General features: G+C 56.7%; 19 protein-coding genes. 8 read left to right on the top strand and 11 right to left on the bottom strand.

Annotated features, from left to right (window positions below):
- Positions 1 to 5 precede the first annotated feature (5 nt).
- Genes rnr through dapE form a run of 4 tightly spaced genes read right to left on the bottom strand, consistent with a single transcriptional unit; the run spans position 6 to position 4435 of the window.
- Positions 6 to 2261, bottom strand: a complete 2256-nt coding sequence (gene rnr / locus ABJM03_RS16245) for a ribonuclease R (RefSeq protein WP_348418885.1) — start codon at positions 2259 to 2261, stop codon at positions 6 to 8.
- 37 nt (positions 2262 to 2298) lie between these two features.
- A complete protein-coding gene (locus ABJM03_RS16240; RefSeq protein ID WP_348418884.1) occupies positions 2299 to 2871 on the bottom strand; it encodes a TIGR04282 family arsenosugar biosynthesis glycosyltransferase in 573 nt (190 codons plus the stop codon).
- Positions 2868 to 3281, bottom strand: coding sequence for a GNAT family N-acetyltransferase (locus tag ABJM03_RS16235; RefSeq protein WP_348419157.1), 414 nt, complete (start codon positions 3279 to 3281; stop codon positions 2868 to 2870). The genes ABJM03_RS16240 and ABJM03_RS16235 overlap by 4 nt, the downstream gene beginning before the upstream one ends.
- The gene (gene dapE / locus ABJM03_RS16230) at positions 3281 to 4435 is read right to left on the bottom strand and encodes a succinyl-diaminopimelate desuccinylase (RefSeq protein ID WP_348418883.1); all 1155 of its coding nucleotides are present in this window, start codon (positions 4433 to 4435) and stop codon (positions 3281 to 3283) included. Before dapE ends, ABJM03_RS16235 begins: the two co-directional genes overlap by 1 nt.
- A 269-nt stretch (positions 4436 to 4704) precedes the next feature.
- Here dapE and ABJM03_RS16225 point away from each other — a divergent pair, with 269 nt between their 5' ends.
- Both ABJM03_RS16225 and ABJM03_RS16220 read left to right on the top strand, forming a co-directional pair.
- On the top strand, positions 4705 to 6288 hold the full coding sequence (locus tag ABJM03_RS16225) for a Hint domain-containing protein (RefSeq protein WP_348418882.1): 1584 nt from the start codon (positions 4705 to 4707) through the stop codon (positions 6286 to 6288).
- Complete coding sequence (locus tag ABJM03_RS16220) at positions 6289 to 7383, top strand: Hint domain-containing protein (RefSeq protein ID WP_348418881.1); 1095 nt, start codon at positions 6289 to 6291, stop codon at positions 7381 to 7383.
- Between the two features lie 12 nt (positions 7384 to 7395).
- On the opposite strand, the gene ABJM03_RS16215 is transcribed toward ABJM03_RS16220, so the two are convergent.
- Genes ABJM03_RS16215 through dapD form a run of 3 tightly spaced genes read right to left on the bottom strand, consistent with a single transcriptional unit; the run spans position 7396 to position 8925 of the window.
- On the bottom strand, positions 7396 to 7734 hold the full coding sequence (locus ABJM03_RS16215) for a hypothetical protein (protein ID WP_348418880.1): 339 nt from the start codon (positions 7732 to 7734) through the stop codon (positions 7396 to 7398).
- Between the two features lie 7 nt (positions 7735 to 7741).
- The gene (locus ABJM03_RS16210; protein WP_348418879.1) at positions 7742 to 8098 is read right to left on the bottom strand and encodes a hypothetical protein; all 357 of its coding nucleotides are present in this window, start codon (positions 8096 to 8098) and stop codon (positions 7742 to 7744) included.
- On the bottom strand, positions 8098 to 8925 hold the full coding sequence (gene dapD, locus ABJM03_RS16205; RefSeq protein WP_348418878.1) for a 2,3,4,5-tetrahydropyridine-2,6-dicarboxylate N-succinyltransferase: 828 nt from the start codon (positions 8923 to 8925) through the stop codon (positions 8098 to 8100). The genes ABJM03_RS16210 and dapD overlap by 1 nt, the downstream gene beginning before the upstream one ends.
- Positions 8926 to 9114: 189 nt before the next feature.
- On the opposite strand from dapD, the gene ABJM03_RS16200 reads away from it, so the two are divergent.
- Positions 9115 to 9957 (top strand): LOG family protein, encoded by an 843-nt coding sequence (locus ABJM03_RS16200; protein ID WP_348418877.1) that lies wholly within the window; start codon positions 9115 to 9117, stop codon positions 9955 to 9957.
- Between the two features lie 12 nt (positions 9958 to 9969).
- Here the strand turns inward: ABJM03_RS16200 and ABJM03_RS16195 are convergent, their stop codons facing one another.
- The 3 genes from ABJM03_RS16195 to ABJM03_RS16185 form a co-directional block, all read right to left on the bottom strand.
- Complete coding sequence (locus ABJM03_RS16195) at positions 9970 to 10185, bottom strand: hypothetical protein (protein ID WP_348418876.1); 216 nt, start codon at positions 10183 to 10185, stop codon at positions 9970 to 9972.
- Between the two features lie 171 nt (positions 10186 to 10356).
- Complete coding sequence (gene rlmN, locus ABJM03_RS16190) at positions 10357 to 11535, bottom strand: 23S rRNA (adenine(2503)-C(2))-methyltransferase RlmN (RefSeq protein WP_348418875.1); 1179 nt, start codon at positions 11533 to 11535, stop codon at positions 10357 to 10359.
- Between the two features lie 107 nt (positions 11536 to 11642).
- Positions 11643 to 12173, bottom strand: coding sequence for an invasion associated locus B family protein (locus ABJM03_RS16185; protein WP_348418874.1), 531 nt, complete (start codon positions 12171 to 12173; stop codon positions 11643 to 11645).
- 193 nt (positions 12174 to 12366) lie between these two features.
- Here ABJM03_RS16185 and ABJM03_RS16180 point away from each other — a divergent pair, with 193 nt between their 5' ends.
- A complete protein-coding gene (locus ABJM03_RS16180; protein ID WP_348418873.1) occupies positions 12367 to 13347 on the top strand; it encodes an asparaginase in 981 nt (326 codons plus the stop codon).
- An 87-nt stretch (positions 13348 to 13434) separates the two neighbouring features.
- On the opposite strand, the gene serB is transcribed toward ABJM03_RS16180, so the two are convergent.
- Positions 13435 to 14310, bottom strand: coding sequence for a phosphoserine phosphatase SerB (serB, locus tag ABJM03_RS16175; RefSeq protein WP_348418872.1), 876 nt, complete (start codon positions 14308 to 14310; stop codon positions 13435 to 13437).
- Positions 14311 to 14466: 156 nt separating this feature from the next.
- On the opposite strand from serB, the gene ABJM03_RS16170 reads away from it, so the two are divergent.
- The 4 genes from ABJM03_RS16170 (at position 14467) to ABJM03_RS16155 (ending at position 19353) form a co-directional block, all read left to right on the top strand.
- Positions 14467 to 15609: a phosphoserine transaminase gene (locus tag ABJM03_RS16170; RefSeq protein WP_348418871.1), complete on the top strand. Its 1143-nt coding sequence runs from the start codon at positions 14467 to 14469 to the stop codon at positions 15607 to 15609.
- A 90-nt stretch (positions 15610 to 15699) separates the two neighbouring features.
- Positions 15700 to 17295, top strand: a complete 1596-nt coding sequence (gene serA / locus ABJM03_RS16165; protein WP_348418870.1) for a phosphoglycerate dehydrogenase — start codon at positions 15700 to 15702, stop codon at positions 17293 to 17295.
- A gap of 65 nt (positions 17296 to 17360) precedes the next feature.
- A complete protein-coding gene (locus ABJM03_RS16160; RefSeq protein WP_348418869.1) occupies positions 17361 to 18095 on the top strand; it encodes a metallophosphoesterase family protein in 735 nt (244 codons plus the stop codon).
- A gap of 79 nt (positions 18096 to 18174) precedes the next feature.
- Positions 18175 to 19353, top strand: a complete 1179-nt coding sequence (locus tag ABJM03_RS16155; RefSeq protein ID WP_348418868.1) for an acetyl-CoA C-acyltransferase family protein — start codon at positions 18175 to 18177, stop codon at positions 19351 to 19353.
- Positions 19354 to 19356 lie beyond the last annotated feature (3 nt).

The following is a 19356-nucleotide window of genomic DNA, read 5'->3' as shown; positions in this document are numbered from 1 at the left end:
ATCGCTCAGCGGCGGCTGCGGGTAACCTTACGCTTGGTAGCAGCTTTCTTGCCTTTCGCGCGGGCACCCTTACGTCGCGGACTTTTGCCTGCCGGGCTTTTGCGACCCTGCGGAATTTTCTGATCCTCGATCTCTAACAGTTCAAGCGCGATACCGCCGGTGATTGGTGTGACTTCGGACAGGCGCACCGTCACCCGCTGGCCCAACCCGATCATCATGCCGGTATCCGAGCCCATCAGCGTGCTGGAATCAGCATCATGGTGGAAATATTCCCGCCCGAGATTGCGCATAGGGATCAGGCCATCCGCGCCTGTCTCATCCAGTTTTACAAAGGCACCAAAGCGGGCAACACCGCTGACACGGCCTGTCATTTCGTTCCCCACACGCTCTGAGAGGAAGGCCGCAAGGTAGCGGTCAGTCGTGTCACGTTCAGCAATCATCGAGCGGCGTTCAGTGTCAGAGATATGCGCGCCGGTGGCCTCCATATCCTCGATGTCATGAGGCGACAGCCCATCCTTGCCCCAACCATGCGCCGTAATCAGCGCGCGGTGCACGATAAGGTCTGCATAGCGGCGGATCGGCGAGGTGAAATGGGCATAAGACCGAAGGGCGAGGCCAAAGTGACCAATATGATCCGGCCCGTAATATGCTTGGGTCATCGAACGCAGAGTAGAGATATTGATCAGCTCTGCGTCATCTGTACCCGCTGCCTGATCCAGCAAGCGGTTAAGATGTGCGGTTTGCAACACCTGCCCTTTGGCCAGCGTATACCCCGCAGCCGCTGCGGTTTCGCGCAGCGCATCCAGTTTTTGCGGTGTGGGTTCCTCATGAGTGCGGAACAACAACGGGGTTTTCTTGGCGATCAATGTCTCGGCGGCGGCGACATTGGCCAGCACCATAAATTCTTCAATCAACCGGTGCGCATCAAGCCGCATCCGGAAATTGACCGACCGGACAGTGCCATTGTCATCTAATTCGATCCGCCGTTCCGGCAGGTTCAGCTCAAGCGGCTGACGTCGTTCCCTTGCCGCAACCAATGCATCATAGGCAGCATAAAGCGGCTTGATAACAGTCTCTAACATAGGTTCGGTGCGTGCATTCGACGCACCATCCATCGCCTCTTGCACCTCTTCGTAATGCAAGCTGGCGGGCGATTTCATCAATCCGCGGTGGAAATCATGGCGCAGTTTGTTGCCATCCTTATCCAATACCATCCGCACCGCGATACAGGCCCGCTCGACCCCTTCATGAAGGGAGCATAGATCACCGGACAATACATCCGGCAGCATCGGCACAACACGGTCAGGGAAATAAGTCGAATTACCGCGCTTGCGTGCTTCGCGATCCAGCGCAGAACCGGGCGTGACATATGCCGCCACATCGGCAATCGCGACCCACAGGATATGACCACCCTCATTGGCAGGATCGGTATCCGCCTCGGCAAAACAGGCGTCATCGTGATCACGGGCATCAGACGGATCGATCGTGACCAATGGCAATGTCCGCAGATCTTCGCGCCCCTTGAGGCCCATCGGCTCTGCGGCATCTGCTTGGGCGATTACGTCATCGGGGAAATCGTCGGGAATACTGTGTTCATGTATCGCGATAAGCGAGACAGCTTTGGGAGCGGAGGGATCCCCCAAACGCTCGACAATACGCGCGCGGGGTAGGCCCATCCGCCCCTTGGGTCCGGCAAGCTCGGCCTCGACCAGTTCGCCCTCTTTGGCACCGCCAGTGGCATCCGCCGAGACGATCCATTCCTTATCCGCGCCCTTGTCGATGGGTTTGATCCGGCCACCTTCGGCCTGCTTTCGAAAAATCCCCACGATTTTCTTCGGGTTAGAGCCGATGCGACGGATCAGCCTACCTTCGTAATGGTGGTCTTCGCCCTTCACCAATGTCAGGCGCGCAAGAATGCGGTCCCCCTCGCCAAGCGCGGGATCGGCCGCACGCGGGATCATCAGCACAATGGGCTCAACACCTTCGCCGCCCCATTCCATCGGCTTGGCATATAGGTCGCCATCGCGGCCCGCACCCGTCACCAGCAAAACGCTGACAGGCGGCAAACGCTCGGGATCGGCATAGGATTTTTTGCGCTTCTCCAGATGGCCTTCGGCCTCCAGCTCTTTGAGCAGGCGCTTAAGGTCAATACGGGCAGCCCCTTTGATCCCGAAGGCCTTGGCGATGTCGCGCTTGGCGGTCAGGGTGGGGTTTTGTTCGATCCATTCAAGGATCTCTTTCTTGGTAGGGATATTATTCATATGACTGCAGGTAGCATGCGCATGGGCCCACGTCACATTATTTTAAATCTTCCACCGTATCCACATCCTGCAACGTGGCCACATGGGCGATGCGGTGATCCGGTAAAGTGGCCATTGTATCAGCCAATGCATGCTCGGTTGACCAGCGCACACCGTTGAAAAGACGTGGCGGAACAGCCCGTGACCGGCGCAACCCGATAAGCCAATACCCTCCGTCAGGCGCCGGGCCAAACACCGCATCATTGCTACCTAGGGCTTTGAACGCCTCAGCGATGCGCGGCGCAGTGATGCCCGGAATATCCCCACCGATAACACAAACAGGCCCCGCAGGAGCATGCCGCAGCGCGCGGGCCATCCGGTCGCCCAAATTGCCACTGCCTTGGGGGATACGCTGGAAATGCGCAGGCCACGCCCGCGAGGATTTAACCCGATCATGCGGCGCAACCGCCAGCACAACCGTCCAACGCGGATCACTCACACGGCGCAGCAGACGCCGCGTCTGGTGACGGAACCACCACGCGGCGGCGGTCATGCCGATGTCGCGCCCCAACCGCGTCTTTACACGCCCTGCACGGGGTTCCTTTAGCATAATAACAAGTGTTCGCTTCACAGGCTAAGTTCCATCATCTGATGCGGTTCCCCTTCGTCAGCATAGACATCACCATAGGGGCTAAATCCAAGCTTTTCGTAGAACCCCACGGCATGGATTTGCGCGCCCAACACAGCGCGCTTTGCACCATGGTCACGCGCAAGCGCTACGGCAGCCAAAATCAGCCCTGCCCCTAGACCTGTGCCTCGAAACGTATTCAAAACGCACACGCGGCCAATCTTGGCTGTGCCATCCTCAAGATACACCCGAGCAGTTGCCACAGGCAGGCCGTCCTCATGCGCCAATAAGTGATGGCTAAGTGGATCAAGGGCATCAACCTCTCCTTCGGCTGAATATCCTTGCTCGTCCACAAACACCTTGCGGCGAAGAGCGTAGCAACTCTCGAGATCTGTTGTCGGTGCTATGCCTATCACGCGAAGTAATCCTGAAGAATGCGCGTGTAGACCTCTTTGAGCTGCACGATATGCTCGACACTTACGTGTTCATCAACTTGGTGCATGGATTGCCCCACAAGGCCGAATTCGACCACGGGGCAATGGGATTTCATAAAACGGGCATCCGACGTGCCTCCCGTTGTGGACAGCTCAGGCGTCACACCTGTCACCTCTTGAACCGCCCTCGATACCATCGCCGAAAGGTCACCGGGTGGAGTGATAAAGCTTTCGCCGGATATCTTCACATGTGTCTCTACCTGCACGCCAAAGCCCGTGCGAATGGCTTCGACCTCTTCTTTGATCCACGCGCTTAGGCTGGCACCCGAGTGTTCGTCGTTGAAACGGATATTCACAGCAGCCGAGCATTCGGCGGGGATCACATTGGTCGCAGGGTTGCCGGTATCCACGGTTACAACGGCAAGGGTCGAGGGATCAAAATGTTTCGTACCAGCATCAAGTTCACGGCTGGCCAACCGGTCCATCAGGCGCATCATCGCCGGCAGCGGATTATTCGCGCGGTGCGGATAGGCCGAGTGCCCCTGTTTACCGATCACGCGAAATTTGACCGTCATCGAGCCGCGCCGCCCGATCTTGATCATCTCCCCCATGGTATTGGGGCAGGTCGGCTCTCCGACCAAACAGACATCCATCCGCTCGTTATTTTGCTCCATATATTCCAACAAGGCGAGGGTGCCATCAATCGACTCGCCTTCCTCATCGCCGGTGATCGTGATCACCACCGAACCGTCGGGCGGCGTGTTTTGCACATAATCAATCGCCGCCGCCGCAAAGGCAGCGACACCTGATTTCATATCAGTCGTGCCACGGCCATACATGATGCCGTCTTTGATCTCGGCTCTGAAAGGCGGCATGGTCCATGCTGCCTCATCCCCGATGGGCACCACATCAGTATGCCCGTTAAAGCCAAAACTGCGTGTGTTGCCTTGACTGCCCCAGCGCGCAAACAGATTACGGATACCGCCACGGTCAGCCCATGCGCAGGCAAAGCCCGCATCGCTCAGCAATTCATGCAGAATGTCCAACGCTCCGGCATCCGCAGGCGTCACAGAGGGGCAGCGGACCAAGGCGGCGGTCAATTCAACCGGATCAACATTTGATTTCAGGGACATGATACAGGGCTCCTTGCGGCTTTTGCCATCTTATCCCCCTTGTGGCGCAAAAGTGCCAGCCCCACAGGCCACCCTGAAATCACACTTCATTTATGTCAAAATTGTGATAACGTAATCGAATGATAATGACCCGAGGCAGGGCATGAGCAGATTCATCACCTGAAAACAGGGGTGGATACGTCCGGAAAAACGGACATGATTGGAAAAAGGGCACGCCCTTGGTCCATCTGCAACTGTGTGTTGTCTCTCAAAAGGTTTGAGGCAGTGACATGGTAGACGCATCCGAACTCGACATTACAACTGTGCGCGAAGGCACCAATGCGCGGGCATTGGCCGAGGAAATTTTCGGCAATGGCGTCACAGTGACCGACGCCACGTTCTTTGGTGATATCGACAGTGCCGGGATTTATACGGGTGGCGATTCAACATCGCTCGGCGTTGTTCCCGGCGATACCGGTGTGATTCTATCTACCGGCAATGCCCAAGACTTCACAAACTCCAACGGACAGGCAAACCAACGCACAAACACCAGTACCAACACCTCTGGCACCAATAATTTCAGCCAATACAATAACGCCGCAGGCGGAACGACCTTTGACGCCGCGACGCTGGATGTCGATTTCATCCCCGAAAATGACACGCTGACGATGCAATTTGTCTTTGCGTCAGAGGAATATCCGGAATTTGCCAATTCGATCTATCAGGATTTCTTTGGCGTCTGGGTCAATGGCCAACTTGTTGAGCACGATGTAGGCGACGGGGATACCGACCCTTTCAACATCTCGACCACGAACAACATCAACCTGTATGTCGACAACACCACAGACGACTTCAACACCGAGATGGACGGTTTCACCATCACACTGACGCTGACGATTGACGTCATCCCGAACGAAACAAACTCGATCCGGATCGCGCTGGCTGATGTAGGCGATAGCAATTTCGACTCGAACGTTCTGATTGCAGGAGATTCTGTTCAGACCAATCTGGTTGCCCTGTCGGATAATGTAGAGGTCTTTCCGGACGGGACCAAAACATTCGACGTACTCGCCAACGATTTGAACAATACTGCCGGTTCGACCCTAACCATCACGCATATTAACGGCCAACCCGTCAACGTAGGGACAGAAATCATACTGCCCACAGGTCAGGCGGTCACGCTTAACGCAGATGGCACAATCACTGTTGTTGGTGATGGCGACGAAGAAAACTTCAACTTTACCTACACGGTCGACAATGGCGTCGATACGGATGTGGGTTTTGTAAACGCGACTTCGGTACCATGTTTTGTAGCCGGAACGCTCATTGCGACGCCCGATGGCGACCGCCGCGCGGAAACCCTGCAACCCGGTGATCTGGTGATGACCAAGGACGAAGGCGCACAACCGTTGCGCTGGATCGGGGCACGGCAGGTCGCTGCGACGGGTGCCTTTGCGCCCATCCACATCCGCGCCAACACGCTTGGCCAACACCGTGATTTGCTTGTGTCACCGCTGCACCGCGTGCTGATCCGCGACAACCTTGCCGAGCTCCTTTTTGGCGAAGCCGAAGTGCTTGTGACGGCCCGTGATCTAGTCAATGACCGCTCGATCACCCGCCGTGAGGGCGGCCGTATCACATATGTCCACCTGCTGTTTGACCGCCATCAAGTGGTGTTTTCAGAAGGGTTAGAGACAGAGAGCTTTCTACCCGGACCGCAAACCGCCAGCAGCTTTGAAGCGGATATGGTCGAAGAGATTTACAGTATTTTCCCTGAATTAGACCCTGAAACCGGTGTAGGCTATCCCATTGCGGCGCGCCGTACCCTGAAACGATATGAGGCGGAGCTTTTGCGCGCCGCAAAGGTGGCTTAAATGACCTGGCTTGCGCTGACCGACCACACCGACCGCCGCCTCTCGCTTCGTGGCCTTGGTACTGAAAAACACGCCGCCCCCGTGATTGCCGATCACCCCCAACAGGAGCTGACCCGCGGGACGATCACATTTGAAACCCAAATGACCGAGGACACCAAACCTCAGGTCCTGTTTGGATATACCACCACACACCCACGTCATCGCAGCCTGATATTTCAGGCCATTCCGGGCGGCGGTGTCGCTATGGTACATGTGCAGGGCGATATGATTTCGCATGCCGCCATTGCCCATAAAAACGCCGGACGCGCCGAAATCCTGCGGCTAAGTTATGCGTGGGACACCAAATACAACTGGGGCCGCCTGACACTGGAACTGGTGGGTGAAAACGCGGTCACCTCTGTCGCGGTTGAAAACCCGCTGCCGCTCACGCTGGATGATCTGCGCGACCTGATGCTGGGGCGCAGCTCCCATGATTATGCTCCCGAAATGGTCTATGCCGCTTTGTCGAACGAGATCGAGCCGATTGGCGTGAGCCCGACCCTATCGCCCAACACACCTATTGCGACACCTTGGGGCTACCGCAATGCGGGCACGCTCAAACGCGGCGACACGGTCTATACCGCCGAAGGAGAGGTGGTGCCGGTGCTGCAAACGGTCAGCCGGACGGTACCTGCACGCGGCAGCTTTGCTCCGATCAGGATGCGCGCCCCCTATTTCGGACTTCAGGACGACATCATCATCGCCCCCGAGCAGCATGTAGTTATCGACGGGCCAGAGGTCGAATATCTGTTTTCCTGCGAAAAAGTGCTGACGCCAGCGCGCCATCTGGTCAACGGCTTTGCCGCGCGGACAGAGCCTTGCGGCCCTCTCACCTCCTACACGCAGCTGATCCTACCCAACCATGAAACGGTCCTTGCCAGCGGCGCGCCGCTGGAGAGCATGTACATCGGACGTATTCGCCGCGACAGCCATCAGCTGTCTTCAAGCGTGCTGTTTGGTGTCGATCGTCAGGACCTGCCCGAACACCGCGCACCATCGCATAAGGTTCTAAAGTGGTATGAAGCCATTCATCTGGCCAAACGCCGAGCAGCCTGACGCCGCCCGAGCTTAGTCAAAAAAAGGCGTCATCTGGGCTACGATAACTGAATTCTCATCCAGAGCGCGCTGCATCAGCTCGCGTTCCTCGGCGTCAATCTCGTGGCCCTCGGCCTCGCGTTCGGCCAATGTGCCGTAGCCTGTGACATCCAGCGGTGCAGTGTCAGCCTGTTTCAGGATCGCAACCGTTTCACGTACGGCCTCGGCTTCATCAATACCGGAGGCAAAGCACATAAGCGCCGCACCCGTTGCCTTGTCAGGCAAACCGTCCCCTTCTTTGCGGCCGATCTCGACCAACAAGGTATAAACCTGCTGGCGGGAGGGTTTCTTTGGCCTTTTCTCGTCAGTCATAACACCCTCATTCGCAACGGCGCAGCAAATTGATATGCCCGCCTTTCTGGATCACGGCGATGCCGTTTTCCCTGTTCATAATCAGAATTCGGCGATGCCACGGTTCTCCGTCCGCACGGCAAATCGCATTATACAACGTGCCATCCATACCCGTAACCGCGACCGGATCCCGCAGTGTACATCGGGTGCCCAGCGCAAAGAAAATGTTGCTGGTCAACAGAACCGCGCCCTGATCCTGACCGATAGATTTGCAATCCCAACTGTCACCGCTGGAATGATCCGGCCGGTAGCGCCCGTCATAGGGCCCTGCCCCAACCGCCACAGCCGAAACCGCAAGCAATACAAGGGACAGGGCGAACCGCATCAGTCGCGTAGCAATTCGTTGATCGAAGTTTTGGAGCGTGTCTTTTCATCGACGCGCTTTACGATCACGGCGCAATACAGGTTCACGCCATTCTTGGACGGCATGGAGCCAGCCACAACAACCGAACCGGCAGGCACTTCGCCGTACATGACTTCACCGGTTTCGCGGTCGAGGATTTTCGTGGACTGGCCGATAAATACGCCCATGCCCAAAACCGAACCTTCGCGCACGATGCAGCCTTCAACAACTTCTGAGCGCGCCCCGATAAAGCAGTTGTCTTCGATGATTGTCGGACCCGCCTGCATCGGCTCAAGAACGCCACCAATGCCAACGCCGCCGGACAGGTGCACGTTTTTGCCGATCTGCGCGCAAGAACCCACCGTGGCCCATGTATCCACCATTGTGCCTGAATCGACATAAGCACCAATGTTCACAAACGACGGCATCAGCACCACGCCGGGCGCGATATAGGCAGATTTGCGTACAACGCAGTTCGGCACAGCGCGAAAGCCTGCCTCTTTCCACTGTGCATCACCCCAGCCTTTGAATTTGCTATCAACCTTGTCCCACCAGCCAGCGCCTTGCGGGCCGCCTTCCTGATGTTCCATGTCTTTGATGCGAAAGCCCAACAGCACGGCCTTTTTGGCCCATTGGTTTACATGCCAATCACCGCTGTCCAGCTTTTCGGCAACGCGCAAGTTGCCTGAATCAAGTGCGGCAAGCGTGGATTCGATCGCATCGCGTGTCTCGCCGGTGGTAGCCGAAGTGATTGCGTCGCGGTTTTCCCACGCGGCCTCGATGGCTGTTTCAAGCTGTGCATTGGACATGTCGGAACTCCGTTTCAAGAAAATCTGTTAGGTGGCGCTATACGCTTACGGGCGGGCCCGCGCAATGCTCACCACCGCTTCTGCAACATCACATCGCGTCCGCGTGTTGTGATGTTGCAAACTATAATGTCATAGTCATCGCCCACGATCCCGTGCATGCTGTAACCAAGAGAAAAGTCCGAGGTATTTATGAGCAACAAGAACAAACACCCACTGCGCGATGCAGGAACAGACCGCGCTGCAGCGGATGGCGTCCCCGTCACCCCACAAACACAAGCACCTGCTTATCGTTTAGCCTTTAACGACAATGATTTCCTGTGCCGGGATGAACTGCGCCCCGTGCGCCTGCAGCTTGAACTACTCAAGCCGCAAATGATGCTGGATGAATACGGCGTGCAATCGACAATCGTTCTCTTTGGCGGCGCACGCATCCCGGAGCCCGCGAAAAAAGACACCGCGCGTACAAAAACACTGGCTGACCTGTCGCGATTTTACGACGAGACACGTGAATTCGCGCGGCTGATGACGCTCAAGTCAAACGAAAGCGGCGGGAAAGAGGATGTGATCGTGACCGGTGGCGGCCCCGGCGTGATGGAGGCCGGGAATCGCGGCGCGGTTGATGCAGGTGGCGTATCCATCGGCCTGAACATTGTGCTGCCCTTCGAGCAGGCCCCCAATGAATTTGTGACGCCGGATCTGTGTTTCAACTTTCACTATTTCGCAATCCGGAAAATGCATTTCCTGATGCGTGCAAAAGCGATCTGCGTGTTCCCCGGCGGGTTCGGGACCATGGATGAGCTGTTCGAGGCATTGACCCTGATCCAAACAGGTCGAATGCAGCGTGTGCCTTTCTTGCTGTTCGGCCGGGAATTCTGGGAAAGCATCATAAACTGGGATGCGCTTGCCGATGCCGGTACGATTTCAGCAGATGATCTGGACCTGTTCCGTTTCGTCGAAACAGCCGCCGAAGCCATGGACCTGATCGAAAACTGGGGCGACGCATCGGCCCGAAGCAGCGTTCCGGGTCGCTAGATCACCGCGATTTTAGTGAAACAACTCTGACGGCAATTCGCACAGCGCAACGTGGTGCGGCAGTGTTTCAAGCACATGTTTGCCGTCATGCGTGTCGCGGATGGAATAACCATAGCCAGCAAGGCGGTGCTTCCATTCGCGCGCCGAAAGCGCAGATACGCGTTCGCGCGTGACCAACTGAATGACTTCTTCGGCGACAGGGCCGCTTTGCTTAATGACAACTGACATTGTTTCCACTCCTGATTAATTCCTCAATGGAAACAATCTCACTGCACGCCATGGCGAAATTCGGATAAGAATACGGCAGAATATAGGTTTTTAAACAGGCCAAAGTGGAAACAATAAGGGCGCTACGTTACTCACGAAGCGCCCTTATTCATGTCTTTTAAGAATCATAACCTAACGGCGGGCAGTGCCGGCTTCCGCTTCAATCTCGCGGCGGGATTTCCGCGCGCGCTCGGTCTCGGATTTAAGCTGCCCGCATGCTGCCATGATATCCTCACCACGCGGTTTGCGCACCGGCGAAGCATAGCCGGCCTTGTGGACAATGTCCGAAAACGCTCGAATACGGTTATTGCTTGAACGCTTATAGGGTGCCCCTGGCCATTCATTAAACGGGATCAGATTGATCTTGGCCGGAATACCTTCGATCAATTTCATCAGACGGTGGGCGTCTTCGTCGCTGTCGTTGATGCCGTGCAGCATGACATACTCGAACGTGATCCGTTCGGAATTGGACACTTTCGGATATTCACGCAGCGCATCCAGCAATGCCTCGATGTTCCAACGCTTGTTAATCGGCACCAGCTTATCGCGCACCTCATCCGTTGTGGCGTGGAAGGAAACGGCCAGCTGACAGCCGATCTCAGCAGCGGTGCGGGCAATCTCCGGCACAACGCCAGAGGTACTCAACGTGATGCGGCGACGGCTCAGCTGGATACCCTCAGGGTCCATCGCGATCTTCATCGCGTCGCGTACGTTTTCAAAATTATAAAGCGGCTCGCCCATCCCCATCAGCACGATATTACTCAGCAGCCGCGCCTCATAGGTGCGCGTACCGCTTTTCGGCCATTCATCCAGATCATCACGGGCAACCATGACCTGCCCGATGATTTCACCAGCGGTCAGGTTGCGCACCAGCTTTTGCGTGCCTGTATGGCAAAACGAACAGGTCAGCGTGCACCCGACCTGAGAGCTGACGCAAAGCGTGCCGCGATCAGCTTCGGGAATATAGACCACCTCGACCTCGTGCCCGCCCGCAATGCGTACCAGATATTTGCGCGTGCCGTCTTCGCTGACCTGTTTGGTTACAACTTCGGGCACTTCTACCACGAAATGCGCAGCAAGATCAGCACGGAAGGATTTGCTCAGGTTCGTCATCGCATCAAAATCGCGCACGCCCCAATTATAAATCCACTGCCAGATTTGCCCCACGCGCATTTTGGCCTGCTTTTCAGGCGTACCAATGGCGATCAACGCATCGCGCATCGCCTCACGGGTCAACCCCACAAGGTTCATCGGCCCATCAGGCAATTTGCGCGGGATAGTGTGGACGTCTTGAGTAATCGGAGCGGACATAAGAGCGATTCCTGTAAAGGTGTGCGCATTATATAGTGGCCTGGGGCCAGAAATGAAAACAGCCCCATCCTGACCGGACAGAGCTGCGTAGAATTATAAAGTCCGGTTTAGCCGCCGCAGCGCTTGGCCGCATCATCCACAGCTGCCGTGAACCCCAACAAAGAGAACGTATCGTCTGTCTGCGTCCCGCGACCAGAGCGGCCCGTTAGCTTTGCTTCAGCGCCACGTTTCATGGCTGCGATAATCTTTGCATCATCCGCGGTGGTCGCAGGCCATGCCCATTCTCCCTCGGTAAACAAATCAAACGTCGTGCCCCCGATATTAAGCGTCACAGAAGACCCACTCGCAAAGGGATACCCACCGGTAAAGGCAACCTGACCATTGGCACCTGCGCTAGGACGGTAGAACACCATCAAAAGCGTCTGCCCACGGTTCACCGCAACCACATTCCCATTGCGTGAGTTTACGGTCTCTTTCGGCGTGGAGACCCCCCAACACTCGGTCGGGTTGTCCTCTACAAACACGCTCCAATCGGTCTGTGCCGCAACACGGTTGCTGCTTTGGCTTTGTGCAAACGCACTGCCCGCAATCAACCCCGCAAATAGTGCAGCAGTCACACCAGTCTTCAAAAATGCCATCTGTCCAACTCTCCAGCCGTCTTGTTGCCTCAACGTATCGACAAAACCATGCAGCGACCTCTTTCGTGTGGGCCAATTTGATGCGATGATCCGTCCTATTCTCAACACCAAACACCATAACGCGAAATACGGCTGTACTAAAACCCCGCATTGGCAGGTTTTCGCGCATAGCAAGCCACAAAAGGACGTGACCATGACACAACCCGCTCCCTTCGCCGAAATCTGGCGCGGTCCGTTCCTCGAAAGCGTGCACAGCGGCCATGCCGTCATCTGCGACGCAAGCGGCCAGATCGTGGACGCCTGGGGCGATCCCGATCTGGTGGTATTGCCGCGCAGCTCGTCAAAAATGCTACAAGCATTGCCTCTGGTGCGCTCCGGCGCGGCCGATGCCTTCGGGCTGGGCACACGGCAATTGGCGTTGGCCTGCGCCTCACATGAGGGGGCGACCATTCACGTGGACGGCGTAAATACATGGATCAACGAACTGGGTCTGGATGACGAAGCCTTCCGCTGCGGCCCTCAGGAATCGCGTGACCGCAATGTGAGGGAGGCGCAAATCCGCGCACATCAAAGCCCTTGCCGCGTGCACAACAACTGCTCGGGCAAACACGCAGGCTTTCTGACACTCACACAACACCTAAAAGCAGGGCCTGATTACGTTCAGCCCGACCATCCGGTACAGCGCGCCTGCCTTGAAGCCTTCGAGGAAGTCACAGGCGAAACAAGCCCGGGCTACGGCGTCGACGGCTGCTCTGCCCCGAACTATGCCGCCAGCCTGCACGGCGTCGCGCGCGCCATGGCCCATTTCGCCGCTGCCCCCGATGGCAGCGCCGAAGCGCGCTTGCACCAGGCCATGCGCCTGCACCCCGAACTGGTCGCCGGCGAAGGCCGCGCCTGTACGGAATTGATGCAAGCCTGCAATGGCAAAGCCGCCCTCAAAACCGGTGCCGAAGGTTTCTTCATCGCGATCCTGCCCGAACTAAAAATGGGCATCGCGCTCAAAGCCGCCTGCGGCACCACCCGCGCAGCCGAAGCCGCAATCGCCGCTCTTCTTGTCCGCCTCGGTGTATTGGACGCGAACCACCCAGCAACGCTTAAACGTATAAATACGCCAATCAAAAACTGGGACGGTCTCGTCACCGGCATGCTAAAACCAGCCCAAAACCTTCTCTGATCCCGGCAACAGATCATTTCTTCTAGCTAAAAATACTCCGGGGGAGCCGGCCTTCAGGCCGGTGGGGGCTGGCCCCCATCTTCCTACCTAAGTAACAAAATCCGTCTGCGCATATCCCTGCACATATAGAAGTGCCGTAAGATCACCAAAGTTAATCCGCACGTTGCATTGCGCGGCGACGCTAGGCTTGGCGTGTAGTGCAACGCCCAAACCTGCGCGCGTCAACATTCCCAAATCATTTGCACCATCGCCAACGGCGATCACGTCAACCTCTGCAATCCCAAGCTTGGCCGTGATCTCTTCCAGCGCATCGACCTTAGCCTGCTTGCCAAGAATTGGCATACCCACCTCCCCTGTGAGCACACCATCCGAGTGTAGTAATGTGTTGGCCTTGTTTTCATCAAAACCCAACATGCCCGCCACTTGCGCCGTGAATGCCGTGAACCCCCCAGAGACCAGAGCGGCGTAGGCGCCATTCGCTTTCATCGTGGCCAGCAAAACAGAACCGCCGGGCATTAACGTGATCCGCTCAGCCAGCACTTTGTCAATCACCGCTTCCGGCAAACCTTTCAAAAGCCCAACACGCTCGCGCAGGGCGGCCTCAAAATCCAACTCACCGTTCATGGCGCGGGCAGTGATGTCTTTGACGCGCTCACCAACACCAGCCTCATCGGCCAGCTCGTCGATGCATTCCTGCTGGATCATGGTGCTGTCCATATCCGCCAATAGCATCTTTTTGCGACGCCCCTCGGTCGGGACAATCACCAGATCAACCTGCATGGATTGGCAGCTATCCCAAACATCCCACAGATTATCCGGCATCTGCGCCAAAGCAAACTCTGCGGCCACATCGGGACACAACCAAACCGCATCCCCACCTCCCCAAGCATTGCGAAGCGACTCGACCAAAGAAGGATCAAGTGCGGGGCCAGCAGGGGCAGTCAGTAGAACAACAGTATACATCTTTTGGTTTCCGATCAGCGTCAGGTGTGTCGCAAATAGTTTCTCATGCGGCGGTTTAGCCCCGAATTGCAGCTTGTACCAGAGCCCAACCCGCCCTATGTCTTGCGGCGGGACACCCTTCCCCAACGAAGGGCGATTATCTGAGAGGATAGCATAATGGCTATTACACCACCGGCCACGCGGCCGACCAATCCGCGTTTTTCATCTGGCCCCTGCGCCAAACCCCCTACATTTGATCTCGCAAAGCTGTCTGGCGCGCCCCTTGGCCGCAGCCACCGTGCGGCTCCTGGCAAAGCAAAGCTGCTGGAAGCAATCGAGACAACTCGTGAAGTCCTTGGCGTACCTGCTGATTATAAAATCGGCATCGTGCCTGCGTCTGACACCGGCGCATATGAAATGGCCATGTGGAACCTGCTCGGCGAGCGTCACGTTGAAATGCTCGCATGGGAAAGCTTTGGCGCGGGCTGGGTTACAGACGCGCTCAAGCAATTGAAAATTGATGCCACAGAGAAAACAGCCCCCTACGGCGAGATTGTTGATCTGGACGGCGTGAACTTCGACAATGATGTTTGCTTTACCTACAACGGCACCACTTCGGGTGTTCGGGTTCCCGCAAGCTTTGACATCCCTGCCGACCGCGCCGGTTTGACCCTGTGCGATGCAACCTCTGCCGCTTTTGCGATGGATTTGCCTTGGGACCGTTTGGACGTCACCACATTCAGCTGGCAAAAAGCGCTGGGTGGCGAAGCAGCCCACGGCGTGATCATTCTCAGCCCTCGCGCGGTTGCACGTCTGGAAAGCTATACCCCTGCGTGGCCCCTGCCGAAAATCTTCCGCCTGACCAAAGGGGGCAAGCTGATTGACGGAATTTTCACGGGTGCCACAATCAACACCCCCTCAATGCTATGCGTTGAAGATTACCTGTTCGCCCTTGAATGGGCAAAATCTGTGGGCAGCCTGAAAGGCATGATCGGCCGTGCGGATGCGAACACCGCAGCGATCACCGCCTTTGTTGAAACCCACGACTGGATTGATTTCCTTGCCGTGGACCCTGCGACGCGTTCCAACACATCCGTATGCCTCAAGTTCACGGATGACCGCATCAAAGACGGTGCGGCCTTTGCCAAAGCCGTTGCAAAACGTCTGGGCGATGAAGATGTCGCGCTCGACATTGGTGCTTACCGCGATGCCCCTGCGGGCCTTCGCATCTGGTGCGGCGCTACGGTTGAGAAATCCGACATCGAAGCAATGCTGCCTTGGCTCGACTACGCGTTCAACGCCGAGCTCGACGCACAGTAACGCTCCTCCGTCCCTTCGGGCCGATCCGCGCAAGGATCGCCCGAAGGAAGAGACGAGCCTCCGTTATCAAAAATTCAAAGGACCGCACTCATGGCGCCTAAAGTACTCATCTCCGACAGCCTCAGCGAAGCAGCTGTTCAAATTTTCAAAGACCGCGGCATTGACGTGGATTTCCAGCCTACATTGGGCAAGGACAAAGACAAGCTGGCCGAAATCATCGGCAATTATGATGGCCTCGCCATCCGCTCTGCCACCAAAGCAACCGAAAAGATCATTGCAGCGGCAACCAACCTCAAAGTCATCGGCCGTGCCGGTATCGGCACTGATAACATCGACAAAGACGCCGCCTCCAAGAAAGGCGTGATTGTCATGAACACGCCTTTTGGCAACATGATCACCACAGCCGAGCACGCCATTGCGATGATGTTCGCCGTGGCACGCCAAATCCCCGAAGCTTCGGCCTCGACCCATGCGGGCAAATGGGAAAAGTCCAAATTCATGGGCGTTGAGCTGACCGGCAAAACGCTGGGCGTTATTGGCGCGGGCAACATCGGCGGGATCGTCTGCGACCGTGCGCGCGGTCTGAAAATGAAAGTTGTGGCCTATGACCCCTTCTTGGGCGAAGAAAAAGCCGCAAAGATGGGCGTTGAAAAGGTTGAGTTGGACGAAATGCTGGCCCGCGCCGATTTCATCACGCTGCACGTACCTTTCACAGAGCAAACGGCCAATATCCTGAGCCGCGAAAACCTCGCCAAAACCAAAAAGGGCGTGCGGATCATCAACTGTGCCCGTGGCGGTCTGGTTGACGAAGAAGCGCTGGCCGAGTTGTTGAAATCCGGCCACGTCGCCGGCGCTGCCTTTGACGTTTTCGCCCAAGAGCCAGCGACCGAGAACCCGCTGTTCAACCTGCCAAACGTTGTTTGCACGCCTCACCTTGGTGCCGCGACAACCGAAGCACAGGAAAACGTCGCCTTGCAAGTGGCCGAGCAAATGTCCGACTACCTGCTGACAGGTGCTGTGACCAACGCGCTCAACATGCCGTCCGTCACCGCCGAGGAAGCGCAGGTCATGGGTCCTTGGCTGAAGCTTTCAGGCCATCTTGGTGCCTTCACCGGTCAGATGACAGATGAGCCAATCAAAGCAATCAACATCCTCTATGACGGTGTTGTTTCGGAAATGAACCTCGATGCGCTGAACTGTGGTGTAGTCGCGGGCATCATGAAGCGTGCCAATCCGGACGTGAACATGGTTTCTGCCCCAGTGGTTGCCAAAGAAAAAGGCATCAAGATTTCCACGACCAATCAGGACAAATCCGGCACATTCGACGGCTATATCAAAGTCACGGTTGTCACAGACAAACGCGAACGCTCCATCGCGGGCACCGTGTTCTCGGATGGCAAGCCACGCTTTATCCAGATCAAAGGCATCAATATCGACGCCGAAGTCGGTCGTCACATGGTCTATACCACCAACACTGACGTGCCGGGCATCATCGGTACATTGGGGCAAACCATGGGCGCCCATGACGTCAACATCGCGAACTTCACCCTCGGCCGTGCCGATGTGAAGGGCGAAGCGATTGGCCTTTTGGAAATAGACGCACCAGCACCAGCCGAGGTCGTAGCCAAGCTGCGTGACACCGGTTTGTTCACGCAGGTCAAACCACTGGAATTCGACATCTCCTAAGCCTATCAATGAGACAACCAAAGGCGCGGCTCCCTCGGGGCCGCGCCTTTTTTATTGGAGAGAGCATGACCAGACCCATTTATGCCATCGGCGATATTCACGGCCAACTAAACGAGCTCACCCGCGTATTAGCCCTGATCGAAGCAGACGGTGGCGAGAACGCAGAGATCGTCTTTATGGGCGACTATACCGACCGCGGCCCCGCCTCGGCGCAGGTATTGGATGTGCTGATTGATGGCGTCGCCCAAGGCAAGCCATGGCATTGCCTCAAAGGCAATCACGACCGCATGTTCAGCTGGTTCCTGCAAGAATACCCACGACATGACGCCTATCTTCCGGTGTACCTTTACTGGTTGCACGAACGGTTGGGCGGCGACAAAACGCTGGCCTCCTATGATATTGCATTTACGGAAACAGACCGCGCGTTGAACGTTCATGCACGTGCTAGAAATGCCGTGCCGCAGTCACATGTCGAATTTCTGAACGGATTGGCGTTGTCGTTTGAAACGCCTGATCTTTTCTTTGCCCATGCAGGCATCCGGCCCGGTGTTCCCTTGGGCCAACAAGACGAAGAAGATCTGCTGTGGATTCGCAAAGAGTTCCACATTGATCAGCGCGACCATGGCAAGCTGGTTGTGCATGGCCACACGCCGGTGGAACGGGCCACGCATTATGGTAATCGGGTCAACATTGACGTCGGTGCCGGCTATGGCAAGCCGCTCTGCGCTGTCGTCTTTGAGGGGCGCACATGCTGGACTTTGGAAGATGAAGGCCGCGTGCCACTTTTGCCGAAACCATAGCTGCGTTGTGACGGAAGGTTTCAACTGACAAACAGCCTACGGCTCCCTACGGTTTGCATAACCAGTAGGGAGAGAGACCATGACAGAGGATATTGTTATTCTGAGTGCTGCGCGCACCGCCATCGGCACCTTCGGCGGTGCGTTGGCCGGAACGCCACCCACATCGCTGGGAGCCGTTGTTTCACGTGAAGCTATAGCCCGTGCCGGTGTTGACCCGGCCCAGATCAACCATGTCGTCTTTGGGCACGTCATCAACACCGAGCCACGCGACATGTATTTGAGCCGCGTTGCCGCCATAGAGGCCGGTGTGCCAGAGGCAGTGCCTGCCATGAATGTGAACCGTCTTTGCGGCTCCGGCGTGCAAGCGATCGTGTCTGCGGTGCAATCCCTGATGCTGGGCGATGCGGAGTTTGCACTGGCCGGTGGTGCCGAAAACATGAGCCGCGCGCCCTACATTCTGCCCGCTGCACGCTGGGGCCAAAAAATGGGCGATGTTGCCTCAATGGATATGATGTTGGGTGCTTTGAATTGCCCATTTGGCACGGGTCATATGGGCGTCACCGCCGAGAATGTCGCCAAGGAGCATGAGATAGGCCGCACTGAACAGGATGCCTTTGCCATGCAATCCCAAGAACGTGCTGCGGCCGCAATCAAGGCAGGCCATTTCGCAGAGCAAATCGTGCCGGTTGAGGTGCGCCGCGGGCGGGAGACAGTGGTATTCGAGGTTGATGAACACCCCAAAGCCACCACATTGGACAAACTCGCCGGACTGCGACCAGTGTTCCAGAAGGACGGATCTGTCACTGCGGGCAATGCTTCGGGCATCAATGACGGAGCCGCTGCACTGGTTCTTGGCCGCGCCAGCAGTGCCCAAGCAGCAGGGTTAAAGCCACTTGCCCGGATTATCGGATATGCCCACGCTGGCGTCCGGCCGGAAGTCATGGGGATTGGTCCTATTCCGGCGGTAACCAAACTGTTTGAAAAGACAGGATTGGGCCCGGATGATTTTGACATCATCGAAAGCAACGAAGCCTTCGCATCACAGGCTTTGGCCGTGAGCAAGGCATTGGGGTTTGATCCCGCGCGCGTGAACCCCAACGGCGGTGCCATTGCCTTGGGGCATCCAGTCGGCGCAACCGGTGCGATTATTACCACAAAGGCGCTATATGAACTGCAGCGCACCGGCGGTAAGCGGGCGTTGATCACGATGTGCATTGGCGGCGGTCAGGGGATCGCACTGGGCATCGAGCGGGTTTGATTT

This window comes from Sulfitobacter sp. (assembly GCF_039977885.1).
GTDB lineage: Bacteria > Pseudomonadota > Alphaproteobacteria > Rhodobacterales > Rhodobacteraceae > Sulfitobacter.
This window is presented reverse-complemented; position numbering and strand designations above follow the sequence as displayed.

Excerpts from the sequence above, each read along its gene's own strand:
- rnr (WP_348418885.1), bottom strand. The coding sequence starts at position 2,261 with ATGAATAATATCCCTACCAAGAAAGAGATCCTTGAATGGATCGAACAA.
- dapE (WP_348418883.1), bottom strand. The coding sequence starts at position 4,435 with ATGTCCCTGAAATCAAATGTTGATCCGGTTGAATTGACCGCCGCCTTG.
- ABJM03_RS16225 (WP_348418882.1), top strand. The coding sequence starts at position 4,705 with ATGGTAGACGCATCCGAACTCGACATTACAACTGTGCGCGAAGGCACC.
- ABJM03_RS16220 (WP_348418881.1), top strand. The coding sequence starts at position 6,289 with ATGACCTGGCTTGCGCTGACCGACCACACCGACCGCCGCCTCTCGCTT.
- ABJM03_RS16215 (WP_348418880.1), bottom strand. The coding sequence starts at position 7,734 with ATGACTGACGAGAAAAGGCCAAAGAAACCCTCCCGCCAGCAGGTTTAT.
- ABJM03_RS16210 (WP_348418879.1), bottom strand. The coding sequence starts at position 8,098 with ATGCGGTTCGCCCTGTCCCTTGTATTGCTTGCGGTTTCGGCTGTGGCG.
- dapD (WP_348418878.1), bottom strand. The coding sequence starts at position 8,925 with ATGTCCAATGCACAGCTTGAAACAGCCATCGAGGCCGCGTGGGAAAAC.
- ABJM03_RS16200 (WP_348418877.1), top strand. The coding sequence starts at position 9,115 with ATGAGCAACAAGAACAAACACCCACTGCGCGATGCAGGAACAGACCGC.
- ABJM03_RS16195 (WP_348418876.1), bottom strand. The coding sequence starts at position 10,185 with ATGTCAGTTGTCATTAAGCAAAGCGGCCCTGTCGCCGAAGAAGTCATT.
- rlmN (WP_348418875.1), bottom strand. The coding sequence starts at position 11,535 with ATGTCCGCTCCGATTACTCAAGACGTCCACACTATCCCGCGCAAATTG.
- ABJM03_RS16185 (WP_348418874.1), bottom strand. The coding sequence starts at position 12,173 with ATGGCATTTTTGAAGACTGGTGTGACTGCTGCACTATTTGCGGGGTTG.
- ABJM03_RS16180 (WP_348418873.1), top strand. The coding sequence starts at position 12,367 with ATGACACAACCCGCTCCCTTCGCCGAAATCTGGCGCGGTCCGTTCCTC.
- serB (WP_348418872.1), bottom strand. The coding sequence starts at position 14,310 with ATGTATACTGTTGTTCTACTGACTGCCCCTGCTGGCCCCGCACTTGAT.
- ABJM03_RS16170 (WP_348418871.1), top strand. The coding sequence starts at position 14,467 with ATGGCTATTACACCACCGGCCACGCGGCCGACCAATCCGCGTTTTTCA.
- serA (WP_348418870.1), top strand. The coding sequence starts at position 15,700 with ATGGCGCCTAAAGTACTCATCTCCGACAGCCTCAGCGAAGCAGCTGTT.
- ABJM03_RS16160 (WP_348418869.1), top strand. The coding sequence starts at position 17,361 with ATGACCAGACCCATTTATGCCATCGGCGATATTCACGGCCAACTAAAC.
- ABJM03_RS16155 (WP_348418868.1), top strand. The coding sequence starts at position 18,175 with ATGACAGAGGATATTGTTATTCTGAGTGCTGCGCGCACCGCCATCGGC.